General features: G+C 65.7%; 17 protein-coding genes and 1 pseudogene. 10 read left to right on the top strand and 8 right to left on the bottom strand.

Features of this window, described 5'->3' with window-relative positions:
* Nucleotides 1-5: 5 nt before the first annotated feature.
* Nucleotides 6-1010, top strand: coding sequence for an anion permease (locus ACVW1C_RS03080; RefSeq protein WP_456757121.1), 1005 nt, complete (start codon nucleotides 6-8; stop codon nucleotides 1008-1010).
* On the opposite strand, the gene sugE is transcribed toward ACVW1C_RS03080, so the two are convergent.
* A complete protein-coding gene (sugE, locus tag ACVW1C_RS03075; RefSeq protein ID WP_092113374.1) occupies nucleotides 1011-1325 on the bottom strand; it encodes a quaternary ammonium compound efflux SMR transporter SugE in 315 nt (104 codons plus the stop codon). It abuts the gene before it with no gap.
* A gap of 156 nt (nucleotides 1326-1481) precedes the next feature.
* On the opposite strand from sugE, the gene ACVW1C_RS03070 reads away from it, so the two are divergent.
* The 5 genes from ACVW1C_RS03070 to ACVW1C_RS03050 all read left to right on the top strand — a co-directional run bounded on the left by ACVW1C_RS03070 (nucleotide 1482) and on the right by ACVW1C_RS03050 (nucleotide 6952).
* The gene (locus ACVW1C_RS03070) at nucleotides 1482-3101 is read left to right on the top strand and encodes a peptide chain release factor 3 (RefSeq protein ID WP_456757120.1); all 1620 of its coding nucleotides are present in this window, start codon (nucleotides 1482-1484) and stop codon (nucleotides 3099-3101) included.
* 147 nt (nucleotides 3102-3248) lie between these two features.
* Complete coding sequence (locus tag ACVW1C_RS03065; protein ID WP_456757119.1) at nucleotides 3249-3860, top strand: hypothetical protein; 612 nt, start codon at nucleotides 3249-3251, stop codon at nucleotides 3858-3860.
* 80 nt (nucleotides 3861-3940) lie between these two features.
* Nucleotides 3941-4525, top strand: a complete 585-nt coding sequence (locus ACVW1C_RS03060; RefSeq protein WP_456757118.1) for an NnrU family protein — start codon at nucleotides 3941-3943, stop codon at nucleotides 4523-4525.
* Nucleotides 4526-4527: 2 nt separating this feature from the next.
* Nucleotides 4528-5349 carry a 3-methyl-2-oxobutanoate hydroxymethyltransferase gene (gene panB, locus ACVW1C_RS03055; protein ID WP_456757117.1) on the top strand — a complete coding sequence of 274 codons (822 nt, stop codon included), beginning with the start codon at nucleotides 4528-4530 and terminating at the stop codon, nucleotides 5347-5349.
* A 10-nt stretch (nucleotides 5350-5359) separates the two neighbouring features.
* Nucleotides 5360-6952: a class I adenylate-forming enzyme family protein gene (locus tag ACVW1C_RS03050; RefSeq protein ID WP_456757116.1), complete on the top strand. Its 1593-nt coding sequence runs from the start codon at nucleotides 5360-5362 to the stop codon at nucleotides 6950-6952.
* 43 nt (nucleotides 6953-6995) lie between these two features.
* On the opposite strand, the gene ACVW1C_RS03045 is transcribed toward ACVW1C_RS03050, so the two are convergent.
* Entirely contained in the window at nucleotides 6996-8159 is a 1164-nt protein-coding gene (locus ACVW1C_RS03045) for an IS4 family transposase (protein ID WP_456757919.1), read from the bottom strand.
* Nucleotides 8160-8444: 285 nt separating this feature from the next.
* On the opposite strand from ACVW1C_RS03045, the gene ACVW1C_RS03040 reads away from it, so the two are divergent.
* From ACVW1C_RS03040 to ACVW1C_RS03025, 4 genes and pseudogenes are all read left to right on the top strand, one after another.
* Nucleotides 8445-9101, top strand: coding sequence for a tetratricopeptide repeat protein (locus tag ACVW1C_RS03040; RefSeq protein WP_456757115.1), 657 nt, complete (start codon nucleotides 8445-8447; stop codon nucleotides 9099-9101).
* An 86-nt stretch (nucleotides 9102-9187) separates the two neighbouring features.
* Nucleotides 9188-9745 carry a hypothetical protein gene (locus tag ACVW1C_RS03035; RefSeq protein WP_456757114.1) on the top strand — a complete coding sequence of 186 codons (558 nt, stop codon included), beginning with the start codon at nucleotides 9188-9190 and terminating at the stop codon, nucleotides 9743-9745.
* A 135-nt stretch (nucleotides 9746-9880) separates the two neighbouring features.
* Nucleotides 9881-11263, top strand: coding sequence for a ribosome biogenesis GTPase Der (gene der, locus ACVW1C_RS03030; RefSeq protein ID WP_456757113.1), 1383 nt, complete (start codon nucleotides 9881-9883; stop codon nucleotides 11261-11263).
* A gap of 62 nt (nucleotides 11264-11325) precedes the next feature.
* A pseudogene (locus ACVW1C_RS03025) lies at nucleotides 11326-12060 on the top strand (MFS transporter); the annotation flags it as partial.
* Between the two features lie 83 nt (nucleotides 12061-12143).
* Here the strand turns inward: ACVW1C_RS03025 and ACVW1C_RS03020 are convergent.
* The 6 genes from ACVW1C_RS03020 to radA form a co-directional block, all read right to left on the bottom strand.
* On the bottom strand, nucleotides 12144-13370 hold the full coding sequence (locus tag ACVW1C_RS03020) for an ABC transporter substrate-binding protein (RefSeq protein ID WP_456757112.1): 1227 nt from the start codon (nucleotides 13368-13370) through the stop codon (nucleotides 12144-12146).
* A gap of 152 nt (nucleotides 13371-13522) precedes the next feature.
* Nucleotides 13523-14659, bottom strand: coding sequence for a hypothetical protein (locus ACVW1C_RS03015; protein ID WP_456757111.1), 1137 nt, complete (start codon nucleotides 14657-14659; stop codon nucleotides 13523-13525).
* 186 nt (nucleotides 14660-14845) lie between these two features.
* Nucleotides 14846-15586 carry an SDR family NAD(P)-dependent oxidoreductase gene (locus ACVW1C_RS03010; protein WP_456757110.1) on the bottom strand — a complete coding sequence of 247 codons (741 nt, stop codon included), beginning with the start codon at nucleotides 15584-15586 and terminating at the stop codon, nucleotides 14846-14848.
* Between the two features lie 175 nt (nucleotides 15587-15761).
* Nucleotides 15762-17327 (bottom strand): amidophosphoribosyltransferase, encoded by a 1566-nt coding sequence (gene purF / locus ACVW1C_RS03005; RefSeq protein WP_456757109.1) that lies wholly within the window; start codon nucleotides 17325-17327, stop codon nucleotides 15762-15764.
* A gap of 27 nt (nucleotides 17328-17354) precedes the next feature.
* Nucleotides 17355-17990: a CvpA family protein gene (locus ACVW1C_RS03000; protein ID WP_050406454.1), complete on the bottom strand. Its 636-nt coding sequence runs from the start codon at nucleotides 17988-17990 to the stop codon at nucleotides 17355-17357.
* Between the two features lie 170 nt (nucleotides 17991-18160).
* On the bottom strand, nucleotides 18161-19642 hold the full coding sequence (gene radA / locus ACVW1C_RS02995; RefSeq protein ID WP_342722384.1) for a DNA repair protein RadA: 1482 nt from the start codon (nucleotides 19640-19642) through the stop codon (nucleotides 18161-18163).
* Between the last annotated feature and the right edge of the window lie 92 nt (nucleotides 19643-19734).

Genomic DNA, 19734 nt, shown 5'->3' with positions numbered 1-19734 from the left:
ATCACGTGGACGCCACGCTGGGTCTTCCGGTCCTGACCATCCTGATTGCGGTCGCGCTGCTGTTCGATTTCCTGAACGGCCTGCACGATGCCGCGAACTCGATTGCGACCATCGTCTCGACGCGCGTGCTGCGGCCGCAATATGCGGTGTTCTGGGCGGCGTTCTTCAACTTTGTCGCCTTCGCGGTGTTCGGCCTGCACGTCGCCAACACGATCGGTACCGGGATCATCGATCCGTCGGTGGTGGACGCGACCGTGATCTTCGCCGCGCTGGTCGGCGCGATCGCCTGGAACGTGATCACCTGGGCGCTCGGCATTCCCTCGTCGAGCTCGCACGCGCTGATCGGCGGCCTGGTCGGCGCCGGCATGGCGAAGGCGGGCATTTCGGCGGCGGTGTGGAGCGGGCTCACCAAGACCTTGCTCGCGATCGTGCTGTCGCCGCTGGTCGGCTTCCTGCTGGCGCTGGTGCTGGTTGCGATCGTGTCCTGGCTCTCGGTGCGCTCGACGCCGTTCGCGGTCGATCGCGCCTTCCGCATCCTGCAATTCGCCTCGGCGTCGCTCTATTCGCTCGGCCATGGCGGCAACGACGCGCAGAAGACCATGGGCATCATCGCCGTGCTGCTCTACTCGCAGGGCCATCTCGGCGACAAGTTCGAGATTCCGTTCTGGGTCGTGCTGGCCTGCCAGAGCGCGATGGCGCTGGGTACCCTGATGGGCGGCTGGCGGATCGTGCGCACCATGGGGCTGCGGATCACCAAGCTGACGCCGATGCAGGGCTTCTGCGCCGAGACCGGCGGCGCCGTGACCTTGTTCATGGCGACCTATCTCGGGGTTCCGGTGTCGACCACGCATACCATCACCGGCGCCATCGTCGGCGTAGGCGCGGCGCGGCGGCTCTCAGCCGTGCGCTGGAACGTTGCAAGCTCGATCGTTTATGCCTGGGTGATCACGATCCCGGCGGCGGCAGCGATCGCGGCGCTGTCCTACTGGGCGGTGCAGGTTCTGAAGTGACTACCCCACGAGCTTCAGCCCGACGATGCCGGACACGATCAGCCCGATGCTGGCAAGTCGCATCGCGGTCGCGGGTTCGCCGAGGAGGATGATGCCGAGCGCCGCGGTGCCGACCGCGCCGATCCCGGTCCAGACCGCATAGGCGGTTCCAATCGGCAGCGTCTTCAGCGCGATGCCGAGCAGGATGACGCTGCCGGCCATCGCCGCGAGCGTCAGTACCGATGGCACCAACCGCGAAAAACCCTCGGTATACTTCAGCCCGATCGCCCAGCCGATCTCGAGCAGGCCTGCGGTGAACAGAATGGCCCAAGCCATAACGAACCCTCCGGATAGAGCAGGGTCGTCCCCGCGGATGGTATGGTGAGGAGAAGGTCGTCCTTCTCGTGCCTATATGTGGGTGGTGCGGCCATCCCGCATTGCGACAAAACGCCCTTGATTGCGCCCGTTTTCCCTGCCAAACGCTGCCCCGCCATGTCTGATACCGCTGTTTCAACCGAATCGCCGTCCCGCTCGCCGCTTTCCGAGGAAGTGGCGCGACGGCGCACCTTTGCGATCATCTCGCACCCGGACGCCGGCAAGACCACGCTGACGGAAAAGCTGCTGCTGTTCGGCGGCGCCATCAACCTCGCGGGCCAGGTCAAGGCCAAGGGCGAGCGCCGCAACACGCGCTCGGACTGGATGAAGATCGAGCGCGAGCGCGGCATCTCGGTCGTCACCTCTGTGATGACCTTCGAGTTCAACGACCTCGTGTTCAACCTGCTGGATACGCCGGGCCACGAGGACTTTTCGGAAGACACCTATCGCACGCTGACTGCGGTCGACTCCGCGGTGATGGTGATCGACGCCGCCAAAGGCATCGAGGCGCGCACGCGCAAACTGTTCGAGGTGTGCCGCCTGCGCGACATCCCGATCATCACCTTCATCAACAAGATGGACCGCGAGAGCCGCGACACGTTCGAGCTTCTCGACGAGATCGAGAAGACGCTGGCGCTCGACACCACGCCGATGACCTGGCCGGTCGGCCGCGGCCGCGACTTCCTCGGCACCTATGATGTCGTCAATGGCGGCGTGCGGTTGCTCGAGGGCGGCGGCGCCAAGACCGGCGCCACCGAGCAGATCGACATCGCCGATCTCGGCAAGCGCAACCCCAATCTCGACGTCGCCGAGGTCAGGGACGAGCTGGCGCTGGCCTCCGAAGCCTGCAAGCCGTTCGAGCTCGCGGCCTTCCGCGAGGGGCATCTGACGCCGGTCTATTTCGGCAGCGCGCTGCGCAATTTCGGTGTCGGCGACTTGCTGGAAGGCCTCGGCAAGTTCGCGCCGGCGCCGCGCGCGCAGGACTCCGATCTGCGCAAGGTCGAGGCGGCCGAGCCGCGCATGAGCGCGTTCGTGTTCAAGATCCAGGCCAACATGGATCCGAACCACCGCGACCGCATCGCGTTCGCCCGGCTGTGCTCCGGCAAGCTCAGTCGCGGCATGAAGGCCAAGCTGGTGCGCACCGGCAAGAACATGAGCCTGTCGAGCCCACAATTCTTCTTCGCCCAGGATCGCTCGGTGGCGGACGAAGCGTTTGCCGGTGACGTCGTCGGCATTCCGAACCACGGCACCTTGCGGATCGGCGACACCCTGACCGAGGGCGAGGATCTGACCTTCGTCGGCGTGCCGAGCTTCGCGCCGGAAATCGTCCGCCGCGTTCGGCTGACGGATGCGATGAAGGCGAAGAAGCTGAAGGAGGCGTTGCAGCAGATGTCGGAGGAGGGCGTCGTGCAGGTGTTCCGCCCGCGCGACGGCGCGCCGGCGCTGGTCGGCGTGGTCGGTCCGCTGCAGCTCGACGTGCTGAAGGCGCGGCTCGATGCGGAATATTCGCTGCCGGTCGAGTTCGAGATCTCCGAGTTCTCGCTGGCGCGCTGGATCTCGTCCGACGACCGCAAGAAGTTAGAGGCCTTCATCGCCGCCAACAATTCCGGCATCGCCGACGACGTCGACGGCGATCCCGTGTTCATGGCCAAGAACGAGTTCTATCTCGGCTACACCCGCGAGCGCGCCGAGGGCATCACCTTCTCCAACGTCAAGGACGTGAAGAAGAAGGCGTAGCGCCGCATACTCAGGGTCGTCCCCCGGCTCGACCGGGCGATGACGGCGGGGTGTGAGGCGAAAAGCGCGAGGACGTGAACCGGCCCCTGCTTGCTCCGGTCCGGCCGCGGTACCATGTTCCCCGGAGCGCAATCCGGGTCCGTCTGCATGCTCCGACGCGTCGCCATCTGTCTCGCTTTTGCCGTGCTGGCCGTCGTGCTCGCGAGCGCTGCCTCTGCGCAGCAGCGGCAGCAGACCAATCCGGCGCCGTTCGCACACACGCCTTGCAGTGTGCTCGACGAAGGGCCTTGCATCCCGTCCTATTGCAGCGTGCTCAACCATGGGCCGTGCTTTCCTGAGATGGATTATCCGTACGGTGAAAATCTCCAGCTCACGATCCTGACGGTGCCGCCCGAGGGGCAGGCCGAGAAGTACCGCAAGCCGGATCATGATCTCGATACCATCGGCGATCTGTTCGCCGCGCTGCGCTCCTGCTGGGCGCCGCCGCCGGCGGACGATGCGCGCGAGGGCATGCAGATGTCGGTGCGCTTCAGCTTCAAGCGGACCGGGGAGATGATCGGCACGCCGCGGCTGACGTTCGCGACGCGGGGCATCCCGGCGGATACCCGCACGACCTACCTCAACGCGATCAACGCTTCGCTCGGCGCCTGCCTGCCGCTGAAATTCACCGGCGGGCTCGGCGGCGCGCTGGCCGGCCGCCCGATCATGATCCGCTATGTCGACAATCGCGAGCTGGCCAAGCCGGCCGGCAATCCGTAGCCCGCCACCCGGCGTGACGCATTGCGTCCCGCCGGGCGAAGATGTTACGCGAAGACAGCAATCAACAGGGGAGGAACATCGTGGGACTGCTCGTCATGATCCTGGGTCTCGTGCTGTTCCTCGGCATCCATGTGCTGACCAGCCTGCGCGAGCTGCGCGCCGGCATCGTGAATGCGATGGGCGAGGGGGCCTACAAGGGCGTCTATTCGCTGGTGTCGTTCGCCGGCCTCGTGCTGATCATCTGGGGCTTCGGCCATTACCGCGCGACCGGCTGGATCGACGTCTGGACGCCGCCGACCGCGTTCAAGCACATTACGGTCGCGCTGATGCTGCCGGCCGTGATCCTGGTGGTGGCCGCCTATATTCGCGGCCGCATCTACACCACGCTGAAGCATCCGATGCTGGCGGGCGTGAAGCTGTGGGCGTTTGCGCATCTGCTCGCCAATGGCGATCTCGGCTCGATCATCCTGTTCGGCTCGTTTCTCGGCTGGGCGGTCTATGACCGCATCTCGCTGAAGCGCCGCGCGGATGCCGGCGGGCCGCCGATCCCGGTGGGCGGCCCGACCAACGACCTGATCGCGATCGCGGTCGGTGTCATCGTCTATCTGGCGCTGGCGTTTGCGTTCCACCCGGTCGTGATCGGCGTGCCTGTCATGGGAGCCTGACTATGTCTGTTCAATCCGCCATCAAGCGCAAGACCGCGCCCGATCTCCGCGCCCGCAAGAACGGCGAGCCGATCGTGATGCTGACGTCGTACCATGCGCACACCGCGGCACTGGTCGACCGGCACTGCGACGCGATCCTGGTCGGCGATTCCCTCGGCAACGTGATGCATGGCTTCGAGACCACGGTGCCGGTCACGCTCGACATGATGATCCTGCAGGGCCGTGCGGTGATGCGCGGCTCGCAACAGGCGCTGGTCGTGGTCGACATGCCGTTCGGCTCCTATGAGGGCTCGAAGGAGCAGGCGTTCCAGTCTGCGGTGCGGATCATGAAGGAGACGCTGTGCGGCGCGGTCAAGCTCGAGGGCGGCGCGCGGATGGCGGAGACGGTGGCGTTCCTGTCGGAGCGCGGCATTCCCGTGATGGGCCATATCGGCCTAACACCGCAATCGATCAACACGCTCGGCTCGTTCCGCGCGCAGGGCCGTGAGGAGGAGACCTGGGCACCGATCGAGAACGACGCCAGGGCGATCGCGGAAGCGGGCGCTTTCTCGATCGTGGTCGAGGCGATCGCCGAGCCCTTAGCGCGCAAGATCACGCAATCGATCACTGTTCCCACCATCGGCATCGGCGCCAGCGCTGCCTGCGACGGCCAGGTGCTGGTGCTTGAGGACATGCTCGGCCTGTCGCCGCGCGCGCCGAAATTCGTGCGCCGCTACGGCAACCTCGGTCCGATGATCGAGGAAGCGATCGCGGGCTATGCGCGCGATGTGAAGAGCCGCGCCTTTCCGGGCCCGGAGCACGTCTACGGCATGAAGAAGAGCTGACGAGGCGGGCATGGACTGGTCGCAACACGCACTGCCGCCGATGCGGCTCGAGTCGCGCTTCGGCGACCGCGTCGTGCCTGTCTTCGCCGAGCGGCCAGCCAACCTGTGGGCGATGATCGCAGACGCCGTCGCGCAGAATGGCGACGGCGAGGCGCTGATCTGCGGCGCAACGCGCCTCTCCTGGCGCGAGGTTGCCGAGCAATCCGCGAAGGTCGCAGCCGGCTTTGCAAAGCTTGGCCTTGCGCCGGGCGACCGCGTCGCGATCCTGCTCGGCAATCGCATCGAGTTCGTGCTGACGATGTTCGCCGCCGCCCATGCTGGCCTCGTCACGGTGCTGCTCTCGACGCGCCAGCAGAAGCCCGAGATCGCCTATGTGCTGAACGATTGCGGCGCGAAGCTTCTGGTCCACGAGGCCGCGCTTGCCGACCGCATCCCCGTCCCTGCCGATATTCCCGGCCTCGCGCATCGCATTTCCGTCAGCGACGACGGCGCATCGCAATTCGCTGTCCTGCACGACAACGCTCCGGCGCAGGCGCCGGCGGAGGTGAGGGAAGAGGACACCGCGATGATCCTCTACACCTCGGGCACCACCGGCCGGCCGAAAGGCGCGATGCTGGCCCATTGCAACATCATCCACTCCTCGATGGTGTTCGTGTCCTGCCTGAAGCTGACCAGGGCCGATCGCTCGATCGCCGCGGTGCCGCTCGCGCATGTCACCGGCGCGGTCGCCAACATCACCACCATGGCGCGCTGCGCCGGCGCGCTGATCATCATGCCGGAGTTCAAGGCGTCGGAATATCTGAAGGTCGCGGCGCGCGAGCGCGTCACCTACACCGTGATGGTGCCGGCGATGTACAATCTCTGCCTGATGCAGCCGGATTTCGACAGCTACGATCTGTCGAGCTGGCGGATCGGCGGTTTCGGCGGCGCGCCGATGCCGGTCGCGACCATCGAAAAGCTCGACGCCAAGATTCCCGGGCTCAAGCTCGCGAACTGCTATGGCGCGACCGAGACCACGTCGCCCTCGACCTTGATGCCGGGTGAGTTGACCGCTGCGCATATCGACAGTGTCGGCCTGCCGTGTCCCGGCGCGGAGATCGTCGTGATGGGCGCCGATGGCCGCGAGGTGCCGCGCGGCGCAATCGGCGAGCTCTGGATCCGCGGCGCCTCCGTCATCAAGGGCTACTGGAACAATCCGAAGGCGACCGCCGAGAGTTTTACCGCCGGGTTCTGGCATTCCGGCGATCTCGGCTCGGTCGATGCTGAAAACTTCGTCCGCGTGTTCGACCGCCAGAAGGACATGATCAACCGCGGCGGTCTGAAGATCTATTCCGCCGAGGTCGAGTCGGTCCTGGCCGGCCATCCAGCCGTGGTCGAGAGCGCGATCATCGCCAGGCCGTGTCCGGTGCTCGGCGAGCGCGTCCACGCGGTGATCGTGACCCGCACGGAGGTGAATGCGGAGAGCCTGCGCGCCTGGTGCGCCGAGCGTCTCTCCGACTACAAGGTGCCGGAGACGATGGCGCTGACATCGGAGCCGCTGCCGCGCAACGCCAACGGCAAGGTGATCAAGCGTCAGCTCAGGGAGAGCCTCTCGGCGTCCTAGCTTCCTTACCTCCCCCCGCAAGCGCAGGGCTGTCCGGGGAAGTTCAACCATAGCAGAGTTCCATCTGGTCGAGGGACGTTGTGGATTTGCGACGGCCAGGGTTGATTGGCGGAGGCTTTTCGATGCTGGCGAAGGCTCGCCGGGTGAACAGGAACTGGCTGACGAGTTCGGCGAGCCTGAGCGGCAGCATTTTGATGCAGTGGGACCGCGCGGCAATGCGCAACAGTAGGTAGGCAATCATCGCAGCAAGGACTTGCAGGCGGATTGCATTGTCATTGGTGCCGAGGAACTTGCGAATGTCGAGGTGTTGCTTGATCCAGCGGAACAGCAGTTCGATCTGCCACCGGCTCTTGTAGAGGGCGGCGATCTCGACAGCCGTTCGGGTCGTGTCGTTGGTGAGAAGCGTGATCACGCCGCCGTTCTCCCGCCTGACCTTGATGCGCCGCAGCGGTATCGGCAAACGCGAGTCGCCCTTACTGGTGAGCTTCACCTCGTCGTCGACGATGATCTTGAAGCCGTCCCCCTTGCTGTTGCGGATGGTGCGATGCCTGACCGCGCGTAGCCGGATGCTCGTCTTCGGCCGGGTCACGAAGAAAGCCTTGCTGTCATTGATCTTATGCCACCAGTCGAAACGGCAATATCCCTTGTCGAACACATAGGTTGTGCCGGCCTGGATCGGAGTCTGGCGACCGATCTCGATATCGTTGACGTTGGCAGCCGTCACCTCGACGCACTTCGGGATATCGCCCTTGGGATCGTAGACCACGTGCAGCTTCATGCCGCGGATGCGGCCGTTCCACGCCGCCCAGGTGCAAACTTTGCCAAGCGGGATCGGACTGGCATCGATCAGGCGCACCATCTCCGTGCCTTCGCCCCGCAACTGCCGGCTTGCCATCGCCGACAATCGTGCAAAGGTTTGCGCAAAAATGCTGGACGGGCGGCGGCTGTTGGCATCCGACAGTGTCGAGCGGGACAACCTGCCGGTGCCCAGGTGATAGTGATGCTGAGGATTGGCGTTGAAGCCGGTCACCACGGCGCGCAGGCTGTTGTTCCCGCTCAACTGCGCATAGATCAGCGCTACCAGGTGATCCCAGCTCTTGAACGACTTGTCATAGGCATCCCCGTCCAGACGATCCACAGCCGCCTGAAACTGCCGCCGATTGATCGGTTCAAGCAGCCTACTAAAAATGCTATCGCGAAATCGCATGCTCGGCCTTCTGTGTCTCGACAACCAGAAAAGACCGATTTGCCTCGGTTTCGCCGAGCATGCACCGCGACACAGTGAATCATTCCCCGGACAGCCCTGCCGCAAGCGGGAGAGGGAGCCAGCCACCGTCGCGTGCCGCTGCAAACTTCCCTGGTTAACGCTTTGATCCGCCTCGCTTTGCCTTGCCTCCGCCACACCGTTAGGGTAACGCCGCCGCGATGTGGGATCGGGTAGGGGCTGCGCTCCACCGAGATTCGCGGTCCCGAGGGGATGGGATAGCCTTAAGTGTCTGAATTATTTGACGAAGTCGACGAGGAAGTCCGTCGCGATCAGCTCAAGAAGCTGTGGGACAAGTACTCGCTTTTCATCATCGCGCTGGCGATCCTGGTTGTCGCGGGCGTCGGTGGCTGGCGTGGCTACCAATATCTCGAGGGCAAGAAGGCCGCTGAGGCTGGTGCGGCGTTCGACCGCGCCGTCGAACTGTCGGACCAGAACAAGCATGCCGAGGCCGAGGCCGCGTTTGCCGACCTGATCACCAAGGCGCCGTCCGGCTACCGCAATCTGGCGCGGCTGCGCATGGCCGCCGAGGTCGCGACCCGCGATCAGCCGGCCGCTGCGAAACTCTATGACGAGATCGCAGCCGACCGCAGCGTCGGCGGCCCCGATCGGGATCTGGCGCGGATCCGTGCCGCGCAGATGGTGATGGACACCACGACCTATCCGAACATGGTGCAACGGCTCGAGGCGATGGCGACGTCGAAGGACTCGACGTTCCGCCACTCCGCGCGCGAACTGCTGGCGCTGTCGGCCTGGCGCGCCAACGATGCCACCGCCGCGCGGCAGTGGCTCGACCAGATTGCCAATGACGGCGAGACGCCGCCGAGCCTGCGTTCGCGCGCCGAAGCGCTGCAGGCGCTGTTGCCGCCGGTCGCGAAAAGCTGACCCAAGGCATGATCCGGAAAAGTGGAAACCGGTTTTCCGATCGGATCATGTCCAGACAAAACCCGAGTTTGAGTGAGAGATCGACCATGCGCCGCTCGCAACGCCTGATCGCAGCCGCAGTTCTGACAGCGCTTTGCAGCGTGCTGGCCGGCTGTGGCAGTGGCGGCATGGCCAATTTCGATCCGAGCGATTTGCTCGACTTCCTCGACACCAAGAAGAAGCTGCAGGGCGACCGCAAGCCGGTATTCCCGGAAGGCGTGCCCGGCCTCGAGCAGGGCGTGCCGAAGGAATTGTACAAGGGCTCGCAGCAGGAGCAGCTCGACCAGCAGAACGCCGCGGCGGCGGCCGCCGCCCAGCCGGCTCCGCCACCGGAGCCGCCGAAGGGCGCCAAGAAGCACTCCAAGCGGGCCGCTCCGGCCGCAGATCAGGCGGCTGCCCCCGATGCCGCGGCGCCGGAAGAGGGTGCGCCCGCCGCGCTGCCGCCCGAGCCGAAGCCGAAGAAGATCGTCCGCCGCCGCACCACCGCGCCGCCGGCCGACGACCAGCAGGCGCAGCCTGCGGCGCCGGCCCAGCAGACCCAGACCACGCAACAATCCGGCGGCGCGTTCCCCGCGCCGCTACCGAGCGGTGGATTTAGCCGCTAATCGCCTGCGGATTCCACCTCGCCCCGCAAGAACGGGGTGAGGGAGAAGGTGCTGCATCATTTGCTTCGCCGCATTCCTGCTGTAGTTCTTTCTAGCACCTTGACCCGCGGATGACAGACCGCGCCGGGATGATCCATGTCTTTTACCATTGCCATTATCGGCCGGCCCAATGTCGGAAAGTCGACGCTGTTCAACCGGCTGGTCGGCCAAAAGCTCGCGCTGGTGGACGACGAGCCCGGCGTGACCCGCGACCGCCGCGAGGGCCAGGCGCGGCTCTACGATCTCGACTTCACCATCATCGACACCGCGGGGCTCGATGAGGGCGCCAAGGGCTCGCTGACGGCGCGGATGCAGGAGCAGACCGAAACCGCGATCGAGCTCGCCGACGCCCTGATGTTCGTGATCGACGCCCGCGTCGGCCTGACGCCGACCGACCGCGCCTTCGCCGACTTCGCCCGCAAGGCCAACAAGCCGGTGGTGCTGGTCGCCAACAAGGCCGAAGGCAAGCATGGCGAGATCGGCGCGATGGAATCCTACGCGCTCGGCCTCGGCGATCCCGTGCAGATCTCGGCCGAGCACGGCGAGGGCATGGGCGACCTCCACGAGGCGCTGAGCGCGCTGGTGCCCGCGACACCAGAGGAAGACGACGAGGTCGAGGATGACGAGGACATCTCGGAGGAGGAGGCCGCGCAGCGCCCGATCCGCGTTGCCATCGTCGGCCGGCCCAACGCCGGCAAGTCGACGCTGATCAACCATCTGCTCGGTGAGGAGCGGCTGCTGACCAGCCCCGAGGCCGGCACCACGCGGGATTCCATCGCGGTCGAGATCACCTGGCAGGGCCGCCAGTTCCGCGTGTTCGATACCGCCGGCCTGCGCCGCCGCTCGCGGATCGAGGAGAAGCTGGAAAAGCTCTCGGTCGCCGACGCGTTGCGCGCGGTGCGTTTCGCCGAAGTCGTCGTGATGATGATGGACGCGCAGAACAAGTTCGAGGAGCAGGATCTGCGCATCGCCGACCTGGTCGAGCGCGAAGGCCGCGCCATCGTGCTCGCGGTCAACAAATGGGACCTCGTCGAGCGCAAGGCCAATCAGATCTCGCAGCTGCGCACCGATGCCGACCACTGGCTGCCGCAGGTCAAGGGCGTGCCGATCGTCGCCGTCTCCGGCTTGATGGGCGAGGGCATCGACCGCCTGATGATTGCGATCCAGGAAGCCTATGCGGTCTGGAACCGGCGCTTGCCGACTGCGGGGCTCAATCGCTGGTTCGAGCAGGCGATCCAGGCGAGCCCGCCGCCGGCCGTCTCGGGCCGCCGGCTGAAGCTGAACTACATCACGCAAGTGAAGGCGCGCCCGCCGAGCTTCGTTCTGTTCTGCTCGCGCGCCGATGCGATCCCGAGATCCTATCTGCGTTACCTCACCAACTCGCTGCGCGAGACCTTCGATCTGCCGGGCACGCCGATCCGGATCACGCTGCGCGAGAAGACCAATCCGTTCGCCCACAAGCGCAAGCGCCCGTCGTGAGCGGAGAGGCGGGAGCTGACGCAATGTCGGTGCCGCAGGCACGCAGCGGCGCCGTGATCTTCATCAATCCGCGGCTGCCGTTCTGGGCGGCGGCGGGCCTGAGTTTCGTCAACGGCCTCTATGGCCTGTTCATCCTGCCGGAATCGCTGCCGGTCGAGCGCCGCGCGCCGTTCAAATGGAAGAGCGCCAATCCGATCGGTGCGCTGCATTTCCTCCGCGCGAACCCGACGCTTGCCGGCCTGTCCCTGGCAACGTTCTTCGGCCAACTCGCGCATGTCGTGCTGCCCTCGGTGTTCGTGCTCTACGCCACCTATCGCTACGGCTGGGACACCGGCACCGTCGGCGCGACGCTGGCGCTGGTCGGCCTCTGCGGCATGGTCGTGCAGGGCGCGGCGATCGGCCCAATCGTGCAGCGCCTCGGCGAGCGCAACGCGTTGTTCCTCGGCCTCGTCTGCGGCGCCTTGGGCTTTTTGATCTTTGGCGCGGCATCGACCGGGCAACTGTTCTGGATCGGCATTCCTGTGATGGCGTTCTGGGGCATCTCGGGCGCCGCGACGCAGGCCCTGACGACGCAGCTCGTCGCCGCCGATCAACAAGGCCAGCTGCAGGGCGCGACATCGAGCGTGCAGAGCATGTCGGAATTGATCGGCCCGTTCCTGTTCACGCTGACCTTCGCCTATTTCATCGGCGACAACGTGCCCATGAAGCTGCCCGGTGCGCCGTTCTATCTGGCGGGCGCGCTGCTGCTGCTCGCGCTCGCCATCGCCTGGCGCGTAACGGCGGCGAAGAAGGCGTAGGGGCTTCGTTGGTGGGTTAGCCGAAGGCGTAACCCACCATTGTCGCCGCCGAGAGAAAGTCGGTGGGTTACGCTTCGACGCGCCTACTTCTTCACCAGCGGACAATCGCTGGCCTCGAGCGGCTTGGCGGCATCTTCCGGCGAGATGGTGGCGATCAGCTTGTAATAGTCCCAGGGATATTTGGACTCTTCCGGCTTCTTCACCTCGAACAGATAGGCCGGGATGATGCGGCGGCCGTCGATCCGCAGCGGGCCCTTGCCGAACAGCGGGTCGTCGGTCGGGATCTCCTTCATCTTGGCGACGACCTTGGCGCCGTCATGCGGATTGCCGCCCATCGCGTCCAATGCCTTCAGATAATGCAGCACGCCGGCATAGACGCCGGCGACCGTCATCGAGGGCATCGAGCCCTTCGGCGAGACCTTCTGGAAGCGCTTCGACCAGGCGCGGGTCTGGTCGTTCATGTCCCAATAGAACGACTCGGTGAAGGTGAGGCCCTGGGCAATCTTCAAGCCTAGCGCATGCACGTCGTTGACGAACAGCAACAGAGCCGCGAGCTTCTGTCCGCCGGCGGTGATGCCGAATTCGGACGCCTGCTTGATCGCGTTGGTGGTGTCGCCGCCGGCATTGGCGAGGCCGATGATCTTGGCCTTGGAGGCCTGCGCCTGCAGCAGAAACGAGGAGAAATCCGCGGTGTTGAGCGGGTGCTTGACACCGCCGAGCACCTTGCCGCCATTGGCGGTGACGACGCCCGAGGTATCGCGCTCCAGCGCATGGCCGAAGGCGTAGTCGGCGGTGAGGAAGAACCAGGTGTCGCCGCCCGCCTTGGTCAGCGCCTTGCCGGTGCCATTGGCGAGCATGTAGGTGTCGAACGTGTAGGAGATCGTGTTGGCGTTGCAAGCCTTGCCGGTGAGGTCGGCGGTCGCCGCGCCCGAGTTGAGCACGATCGAGTTCTTCTCCTTGGCAAGGTTGCTCACCGCCAGCGCGACGCCGGAGTTCGGCGTATCGGTGATGATGTCGACCTTGTCGTTGTCGATCCAGTTGCGCGCGATGTTGACGCCGACGTCCGGCTTGTTCTGGTGGTCGCCGCTGACCACGTCGATCTTCCAGCCCTTGGCGCGTAGGCCGGAATCTTCCACCGCCATGTTGGCCGCGGCCACCGAATTCGGACCGCCGATGTCGGCATAGAGGCCCGACATGTCGTTCAGCACGCCGATCTTGACATTCTTGTCCTGAGCAAAGGCAGGCGTAGCAAGGCCGAGTGCAGCGCAAGCGAGAAGCACGGCGTGGCGCCGTGCGAGCGTCGTCGTCATGAGACATTTCCTCCACTGTCAATTTTTTCCGCAACGGCCCTCTTGTGGGGCCTTGTGCGGGTCGTTCGCGTTCCCGCTTACCCTTTCCTTGGACGAGCGGCAATCCGCATAAAGCCGGATGAACTGCGTCGAAGCGTCATCCTGCCGTCACTCTACTTGAGCGCGTCCGAGGTCAGCTTGAACTTCTGGATCCGCTTGCCCTCGACCTCGCCGGTATAGACGTTGCCCTTCTGGTCGACCGCCATGACATGGAGCAGGGCGAACTGTCCGGCATTGCGGCCGCTATGGCCGAAGGTGCCGACCACGGTGCCGTCGTCGCGCTTCAGCACGCGGATCTCGTTGTTGGCGCCGTCGGCGTTGAGCAGATAGGTCTGCTTCGGATCGGGCCACAGCGCGAGATCGAACACCGCGCCGTCACCGCGGGTGTTCTTCTCGTAGAACCATTCTCTGACGAAGGTGCCGTTCTTCTGGAAGACCTGGATGCGGTCCTGGCTGCGGTCGCAGACATAGACCAGCCCGTCATTGGCGATCTTGATGCAATGCACGGGATTGCCGAACTGCTCCTGCACCGCGGCGCTTGGATCATAGGGCGGCTGCTTGTCGTCGGTGGGGAGCTTGCCGTAGCCGCCCCAGTGCCGCTTGTACACCAGCGTGGTGGCGTCGAACACGATGACGCGGCGGTTGCCATAGCCGTCTGCGACGTAGAGCTCGTTGGCATCCTTGTCGATCGCCATCTCGGCGGGGCGGCCGAGCTGGGTGGTGTCGTTGCTGTTGGTACGGGCTGCGATCTTGCCGATCTGGCCGAGATACTTGCCGTCGAGCGAGAACTTCAGGATCGCGCTGTCGTCGTCGGCGTTGCCGCCGATCCAGACGAAGCCGCGCTCGTCGACCTCGATGCCGTGCTCGCGGCCGACCCATTGATAGCCGTCGCCGGAGCCGCCCCAGGCGCGCAGCAGGTTGCCGTCGACATCGAATTCGAGCACCGGCGGCGCCGCGACGCAGCACTTGGCGCGCGGCGGCGTGAAGCTCGCCGCCTTCTCGCCATCGGTCAGCGAGCGCGGCCGGTGGACCACCCAGATATGTCCCTGCCAGTCGACGGTGATGCCGCCGACCTGGCCGATGATCCAGTTGTTCGGCAGCTGCTTGGGCCAAGATGCGTCGACCGCGAAGGTCGGGACGTCACCGGCCCTGGCGGGCGTTGGCTGAGCAAAAAAGACTGCTGATGCGATGCAGACGGTGAGAAACAATCCGGACAGAATGGAGCGCGCGCGATTGAACGCCGGCGTCATGATGCCTCCCGAGATTTTTCTTGGCGGTCGTCCCGCTTGGGCGCGCAGTCAATCGCGGGGAGGGGAGGGTGTCAACGGGTACCACCCTCATTGCGAGCGCAGCGAAGCAATCCATCCTTCCGCGGATACGGACGCATGGATTGCTTCGTCGCTGCCGCTCCTCGCAATGACGGCGGCGGGATACGGTCACGCCGGCGGCTGGAAGCTGCGCAGCGTGCGCGCCTTGTAGTCGTAGAGCTTGCCGGTCTCGGTCCACTCCGGCGAACACATCGGCACGATGAATTCGGCGGCCATGTCGGGCGTGTCCAGCGTCATCGGGTCTTCGCCGGGAAACACCTGCGCGCGCATCCGGGTGCGGATCGGCCCTGGGCTGAACAGATTGACGCGCAGCGCCGTGTTGGCAGTCTCGTTGGCCCAGGAGCGCACCAGCGCATCCAGCGCGGCCTTCGAGGCGGCATAGGGGCCGAGATAGGCGTTGGCCTTGTGCGCCACGCCCGATGTGACGAACACGGCACGGCCGGCGTCGGACTGGCGAAGCAGCGGGTCCATGCAGCGGATCAGCTGGAAATTCGCCGTGACGTTGATCGCGAACACGTCGTTCCACGGCTTCAGCTCGATATGGCCGAGCGGCGACGACGGGCCGGCGGTGCCGGCATTGCCGACGAGGATGTCGAGCTTGCCGTGGCGCTCATGCAGCGCGAGCCCGAGCCGCGCGATGCCGTCGTAATCTGTGAGCGAGAGCGGCACCAGCGTGGCGCTGCCGCCGTCCTTGCGGATCTCGTCGTCGAGCTCCTCCAGCCCGCCTTGCGTGCGCGCCACTGCCACGACATGCGCGCCGGCCTTGGCCAGCGCGACGGATGTCGCATAGCCGATCCCGCGCGAGGCGCCGGTCACGAGGGCAATACGGGAGGCGAGGGGTCTTGTCATGAGCGTAACTCTATCGTGGTCGTCCCTGCGAAAGCAGGGACCCATACGCCGCGGCGGTCGTATTGTGCAAAAGTGTTCGCAACCGATGCCGCCCGAAAAAACGAGGCCCGGTGGCTATGGGTCCCTGCTCCGGAGCGCAATCGCGCCCTGGGCAGGGACGACAGCGGTGGTGGCCTCAGCTCGCCTCGGCCAGCAGCGACAGCTGGCGCGGCGGGGCCTCGGTTTCACTCTGGTCGGTGAGGTGGGTCGGATAGGCGCCGGTGAAGCAATGGTCGGCGAATCTCGGATTGGCCGGGTCGCGCCCTTCATAGCCCATCGCGCGGTACATGCCGTCGATCGACAGGAAGGCGAGCGAGTCGGCGCCGATGATGTCGCGCATCTCCTCGAGCGAATGGGTCGCGGCGAGCAGGCCGCCGCGATCCGGCAGGTCGATGCCGTAATAGTCGGGATAGAGGATCGGCGGCGAGGCGAGGCGGAAATGCACCTCGCGGGCGCCGGCGTCGCGCATCATGCGCACGATCTTCTTCGAGGTGGTGCCGCGCACCAGCGAGTCGTCGATCAGGATGATGCGCTTGCCTTCGATCGCGGCGCGGTTCGCCGAATGCTTCATGCGCACGCCGAGCTCGCGCACGGTCTGGGTCGGCTGGATGAAGGTGCGGCCGACATAGTGGTTGCGGATGATGCCGAGTTCGAACGGCACGCCGGAATACTGGCTGTAGCCGACCGCGGCGGGCACGCCGGAATCCGGCACCGGCACCACGACGTCGACCTCGGGATGGCTCTCGCGCGCGAGCTGGGCGCCGAACGCCTTGCGCACGTCGTACACCGAGCGGCCGCCGACGATCGAATCCGGCCGCGCGAAATAGATGTACTCGAAGATGCAGGGCCGCGCCGGCTTCGGCGGGAACGGCTTGTGGCTGTGCGCGCCCCGCTCGTCGAACACGATGATCTCGCCGGGCTCGATATCGCGGACATATTTTGCGCCGATCATGTCGAGCGCGCAGGTCTCCGAGGTCAGGATCGGGTGGCCGTCCAGATCGCCGAGCACCAGCGGACGGATGCCGAGCGGATCGCGGGCGCCAACCAGCTTCTTGTTGGTCAGCGCGACCAGTGCATAGGCGCCCTCGATGGTGCGCAGCGCCTCGATGAATCGGTCGATGAAGTGGGTGCGCTTGGACTGTGCGACGAGATGCAGGATCACCTCGGTGTCGGTGGTCGACTGCATCATGGCGCCGCCCTTGACCAGTTCGCGGCGCAGGGTGAGGCCGTTGGTCAAATTGCCGTTATGGCCGACCGCAAAGCCGCCGGCGCTGAGTTCGGCGAACAGCGGCTGCACGTTGCGCAGGATGGTGCCGCCGGTGGTGGAGTAGCGGACATGGCCGACCGCGGCGTTGCCGGGCAGCCGATCGATCACCTCGCGGCGGGAGAAGGCATCGCCGACCAGGCCGAGGCGGCGTTCGCTGTGGAAGCGGCCGCCGTCGAAGGAGACGATGCCGGCGGCCTCCTGGCCGCGATGTTGCAGGGCGTGCAGGCCGAGCGCGGTGATCGCGGCGGCCTCAGGGTGGCCGAAGACGCCGAACACGCCGCATTCCTCGCGGAGCGTGTCGCCATCGAGATCAGGGTGGTATCTGAGATCGTTGTCCCGGAGTTGGTCTTGTCGAAGATGATCCTGCATTTCGATCGGGCCGAGGTCGAGATCCATTTGGGCGGCGTGATCGGAAGGGGTTTGCATCTCGTTCATCGCCTCTCGTGAGGGGCCCAAAATAAGTTATCGGCCCGCGGGTTTCTCGATCAGCTTTTTCAAGCTGTCACGCGCAGGTTTGCTGTAGCCATCGCCGGACGCCGGCGTCGCCTGATCGTTGGTATCAGCCGCAGAATCGTCGTCCGGCTTATTCTTCTTGAACTTCTTTAAGATGGTGTTCTCGGGGTCGTCAGGCAAGAGCGCCATCAGCCAATCCCCGGTTCCCTGCAGCACCACCCGGGACTTCGCGCCGGTCACCCAATCGGGCCGCTGCTTGTCCGGAACCAGCCAGGTGAAGAACATGAACGCCACGACCACGATCAGGAGGCCGCGGGCGAGCCCGAACAGGAAGCCGAGGGTGCGGTCGAGCGCGCCGATCCGCGAATCCAGGATCATGTCCGAGATCCGCACCGTGATGATCGAGACCACGATCAGCGTGCCGATGAAGACGCCGGCCACCACCACCACGGCCGCGACCGTGTCGTTATTGAAGTAAGTTTTGGCGGTCGGTAGCAGCTTCGAGAAAGCATACAGCGTGACCAGCGCGGCGGCGCCCCAGGCCGCGATCGACAGGATCTCGCGCATGAAGCCGCGCACCATGGCGAGCAGGCCCGAGATCAGCATCACGCCGAGCAGGACGAGATCAAGTATCGTTATGGGCATCGGCTGGTCAGGTCCGCTGGTACGTTTGGGTCCGCTGTTAAGGGCTCGCGAATCGGCAAAGTCGGTGCCGTCCTAACTGAGGCGCATCGGGGGCATTCGGCAAGGCCGCAACACCACCTGTCCCGCGCGGCGGATGTATAGCGGCGGGGGGCTGATACGTCACGCCCGCTTTAGCTGGTCTCGCGACGGAATCGGGCCGGTGTGGCATTTTTCTCAGCCGCGTCAGCGCCCCTGGAGCCGTCCTGGTCGTCGCGCGGCGCAGCCCGGCCGCCTCGGGGAGTGCCGCGCGCGGCAATTTCGGCGACCAGCGTGGTCAGATTGCCGACGCTGTTCAGCGCAAGCCCGCTATCGCCGCCGCCATCGCCGCGGGCCGATTCGGGCAGGATGGCGCGGCCGAAGCCGAGCTTGAGGGCCTCTTTCAGCCGGGCCGGGGTCTGCGCCACCGGGCGGATCGCGCCCGACAGCGAAATCTCGCCGAAATAGACCGCGTCCGTCGGCAAGGGCGCATTCACCAGCGAGGAGACCAGCGCGGCCGCCGCGGCGAGGTCCGCGGCCGGCTCCTGGATGCGCAGGCCGCCCGCGACATTGAGATAGACGTCATGTCCGGACAATTTGACGCCGCAATGCGCTTCCAGCACCGCCAGCACCATCGAGAGCCGGCTCGGATCCCAGCCGACCACGGCGCGGCGCGGCGTGCCGAGCGAGGTCGGCGCCACCAGCGCCTGCAACTCGACCAGCACCGGGCGGGTGCCCTCGATGCCGGCAAACACCGCGGTACCGGGACTGCCGAGCTCGCGTTCGGAGAGGAACAATTCCGAGGGGTTGGTGACCTCGCGCAGGCCGAGGCCGGTCATCTCGAACACGCCGATCTCGTCGGTCGCGCCAAAGCGGTTCTTCGCCGAGCGCAGGATGCGGAACTGCTGCGAGCCTTCGCCCTCGAACGACAGCACCGCATCGACCATGTGCTCGACCACGCGGGGGCCGGCGATCTGGCCGTCCTTGGTCACATGCCCGACCAGGATGATGGTTGCCCCTGTCTTCTTGGCAAAGCGAATGAGGGCCTGCGCCGAGGCGCGGACCTGGGTCACCGTGCCGGGCGCGGATTCGACCGTGTCGGTCCACATGGTCTGGATCGAGTCGATCACGATCAGGCGCGGCACCGCGCCTTCCGACAGCGTCGAGACGATGTCCTCGACCGAGGTTTCGGAGGCGAGCTGCACCGGCGCGTCCGCGAGCCCGAGCCGCTCGGCGCGCAGCCGCACCTGGGCGACCGCTTCTTCGCCCGAGATGTAGACCGCGCGATGGCCGGCGCGCGCCATCATGCTGGTGGCCTGCGTGAGCAGCGTGGATTTTCCGATGCCGGGATCGCCGCCGACCAACAGCACCGAGCCGCGGACGAAGCCGCCGCCGGTGACGCGGTCGAGCTCGGCCATGCCCGACGACAGCCGCGGCGCGTCCTGGGTTTTGCCGGACAGCGATTCCAGCGCGAACGTCCGCCCTTTGCGCTTGCTGCGGATCGAGACCGGCACCGAGCCCGTGGTGTCTTCCTCGGCCAGCGTGTTCCACTCGCCGCAGGAATCGCACTTGCCCTGCCAGCGATTATACGCCGCGCCGCAGTTCTGGCAGACGAAGGAGAGGGTGGATTTGGCCATGGATGGGATTGGTTCAGCGGTGGTTTCGAATCCGCAACACCCATTAGCACGGAATGAGGAAAGCGTGGCGTTTGATGCGCAGGAGGTCGGAC

It is taken from the genome of Bradyrhizobium sp. USDA 4011, from assembly GCF_054063415.1.
This window is presented reverse-complemented; position numbering and strand designations above follow the sequence as displayed.

Bases quoted from the DNA above. Each gene is read 5' to 3' on its own strand.
- radA (WP_342722384.1), bottom strand. From the start codon at position 19,642: ATGGCCAAATCCACCCTCTCCTTCGTCTGCCAGAACTGCGGCGCGGCG.
- ACVW1C_RS03000 (WP_050406454.1), bottom strand. From the start codon at position 17,990: ATGCCCATAACGATACTTGATCTCGTCCTGCTCGGCGTGATGCTGATC.
- ACVW1C_RS03050 (WP_456757116.1), top strand. From the start codon at position 5,360: ATGGACTGGTCGCAACACGCACTGCCGCCGATGCGGCTCGAGTCGCGC.
- ACVW1C_RS03070 (WP_456757120.1), top strand. From the start codon at position 1,482: ATGTCTGATACCGCTGTTTCAACCGAATCGCCGTCCCGCTCGCCGCTT.
- ACVW1C_RS03035 (WP_456757114.1), top strand. From the start codon at position 9,188: ATGCGCCGCTCGCAACGCCTGATCGCAGCCGCAGTTCTGACAGCGCTT.
- panB (WP_456757117.1), top strand. From the start codon at position 4,528: ATGTCTGTTCAATCCGCCATCAAGCGCAAGACCGCGCCCGATCTCCGC.
- ACVW1C_RS03020 (WP_456757112.1), bottom strand. From the start codon at position 13,370: ATGACGACGACGCTCGCACGGCGCCACGCCGTGCTTCTCGCTTGCGCT.
- ACVW1C_RS03065 (WP_456757119.1), top strand. From the start codon at position 3,249: ATGCTCCGACGCGTCGCCATCTGTCTCGCTTTTGCCGTGCTGGCCGTC.
- der (WP_456757113.1), top strand. From the start codon at position 9,881: ATGTCTTTTACCATTGCCATTATCGGCCGGCCCAATGTCGGAAAGTCG.
- sugE (WP_092113374.1), bottom strand. From the start codon at position 1,325: ATGGCTTGGGCCATTCTGTTCACCGCAGGCCTGCTCGAGATCGGCTGG.
- ACVW1C_RS03045 (WP_456757919.1), bottom strand. From the start codon at position 8,159: ATGCGATTTCGCGATAGCATTTTTAGTAGGCTGCTTGAACCGATCAAT.
- ACVW1C_RS03010 (WP_456757110.1), bottom strand. From the start codon at position 15,586: ATGACAAGACCCCTCGCCTCCCGTATTGCCCTCGTGACCGGCGCCTCG.
- purF (WP_456757109.1), bottom strand. From the start codon at position 17,327: ATGAACGAGATGCAAACCCCTTCCGATCACGCCGCCCAAATGGATCTC.
- ACVW1C_RS03015 (WP_456757111.1), bottom strand. From the start codon at position 14,659: ATGACGCCGGCGTTCAATCGCGCGCGCTCCATTCTGTCCGGATTGTTT.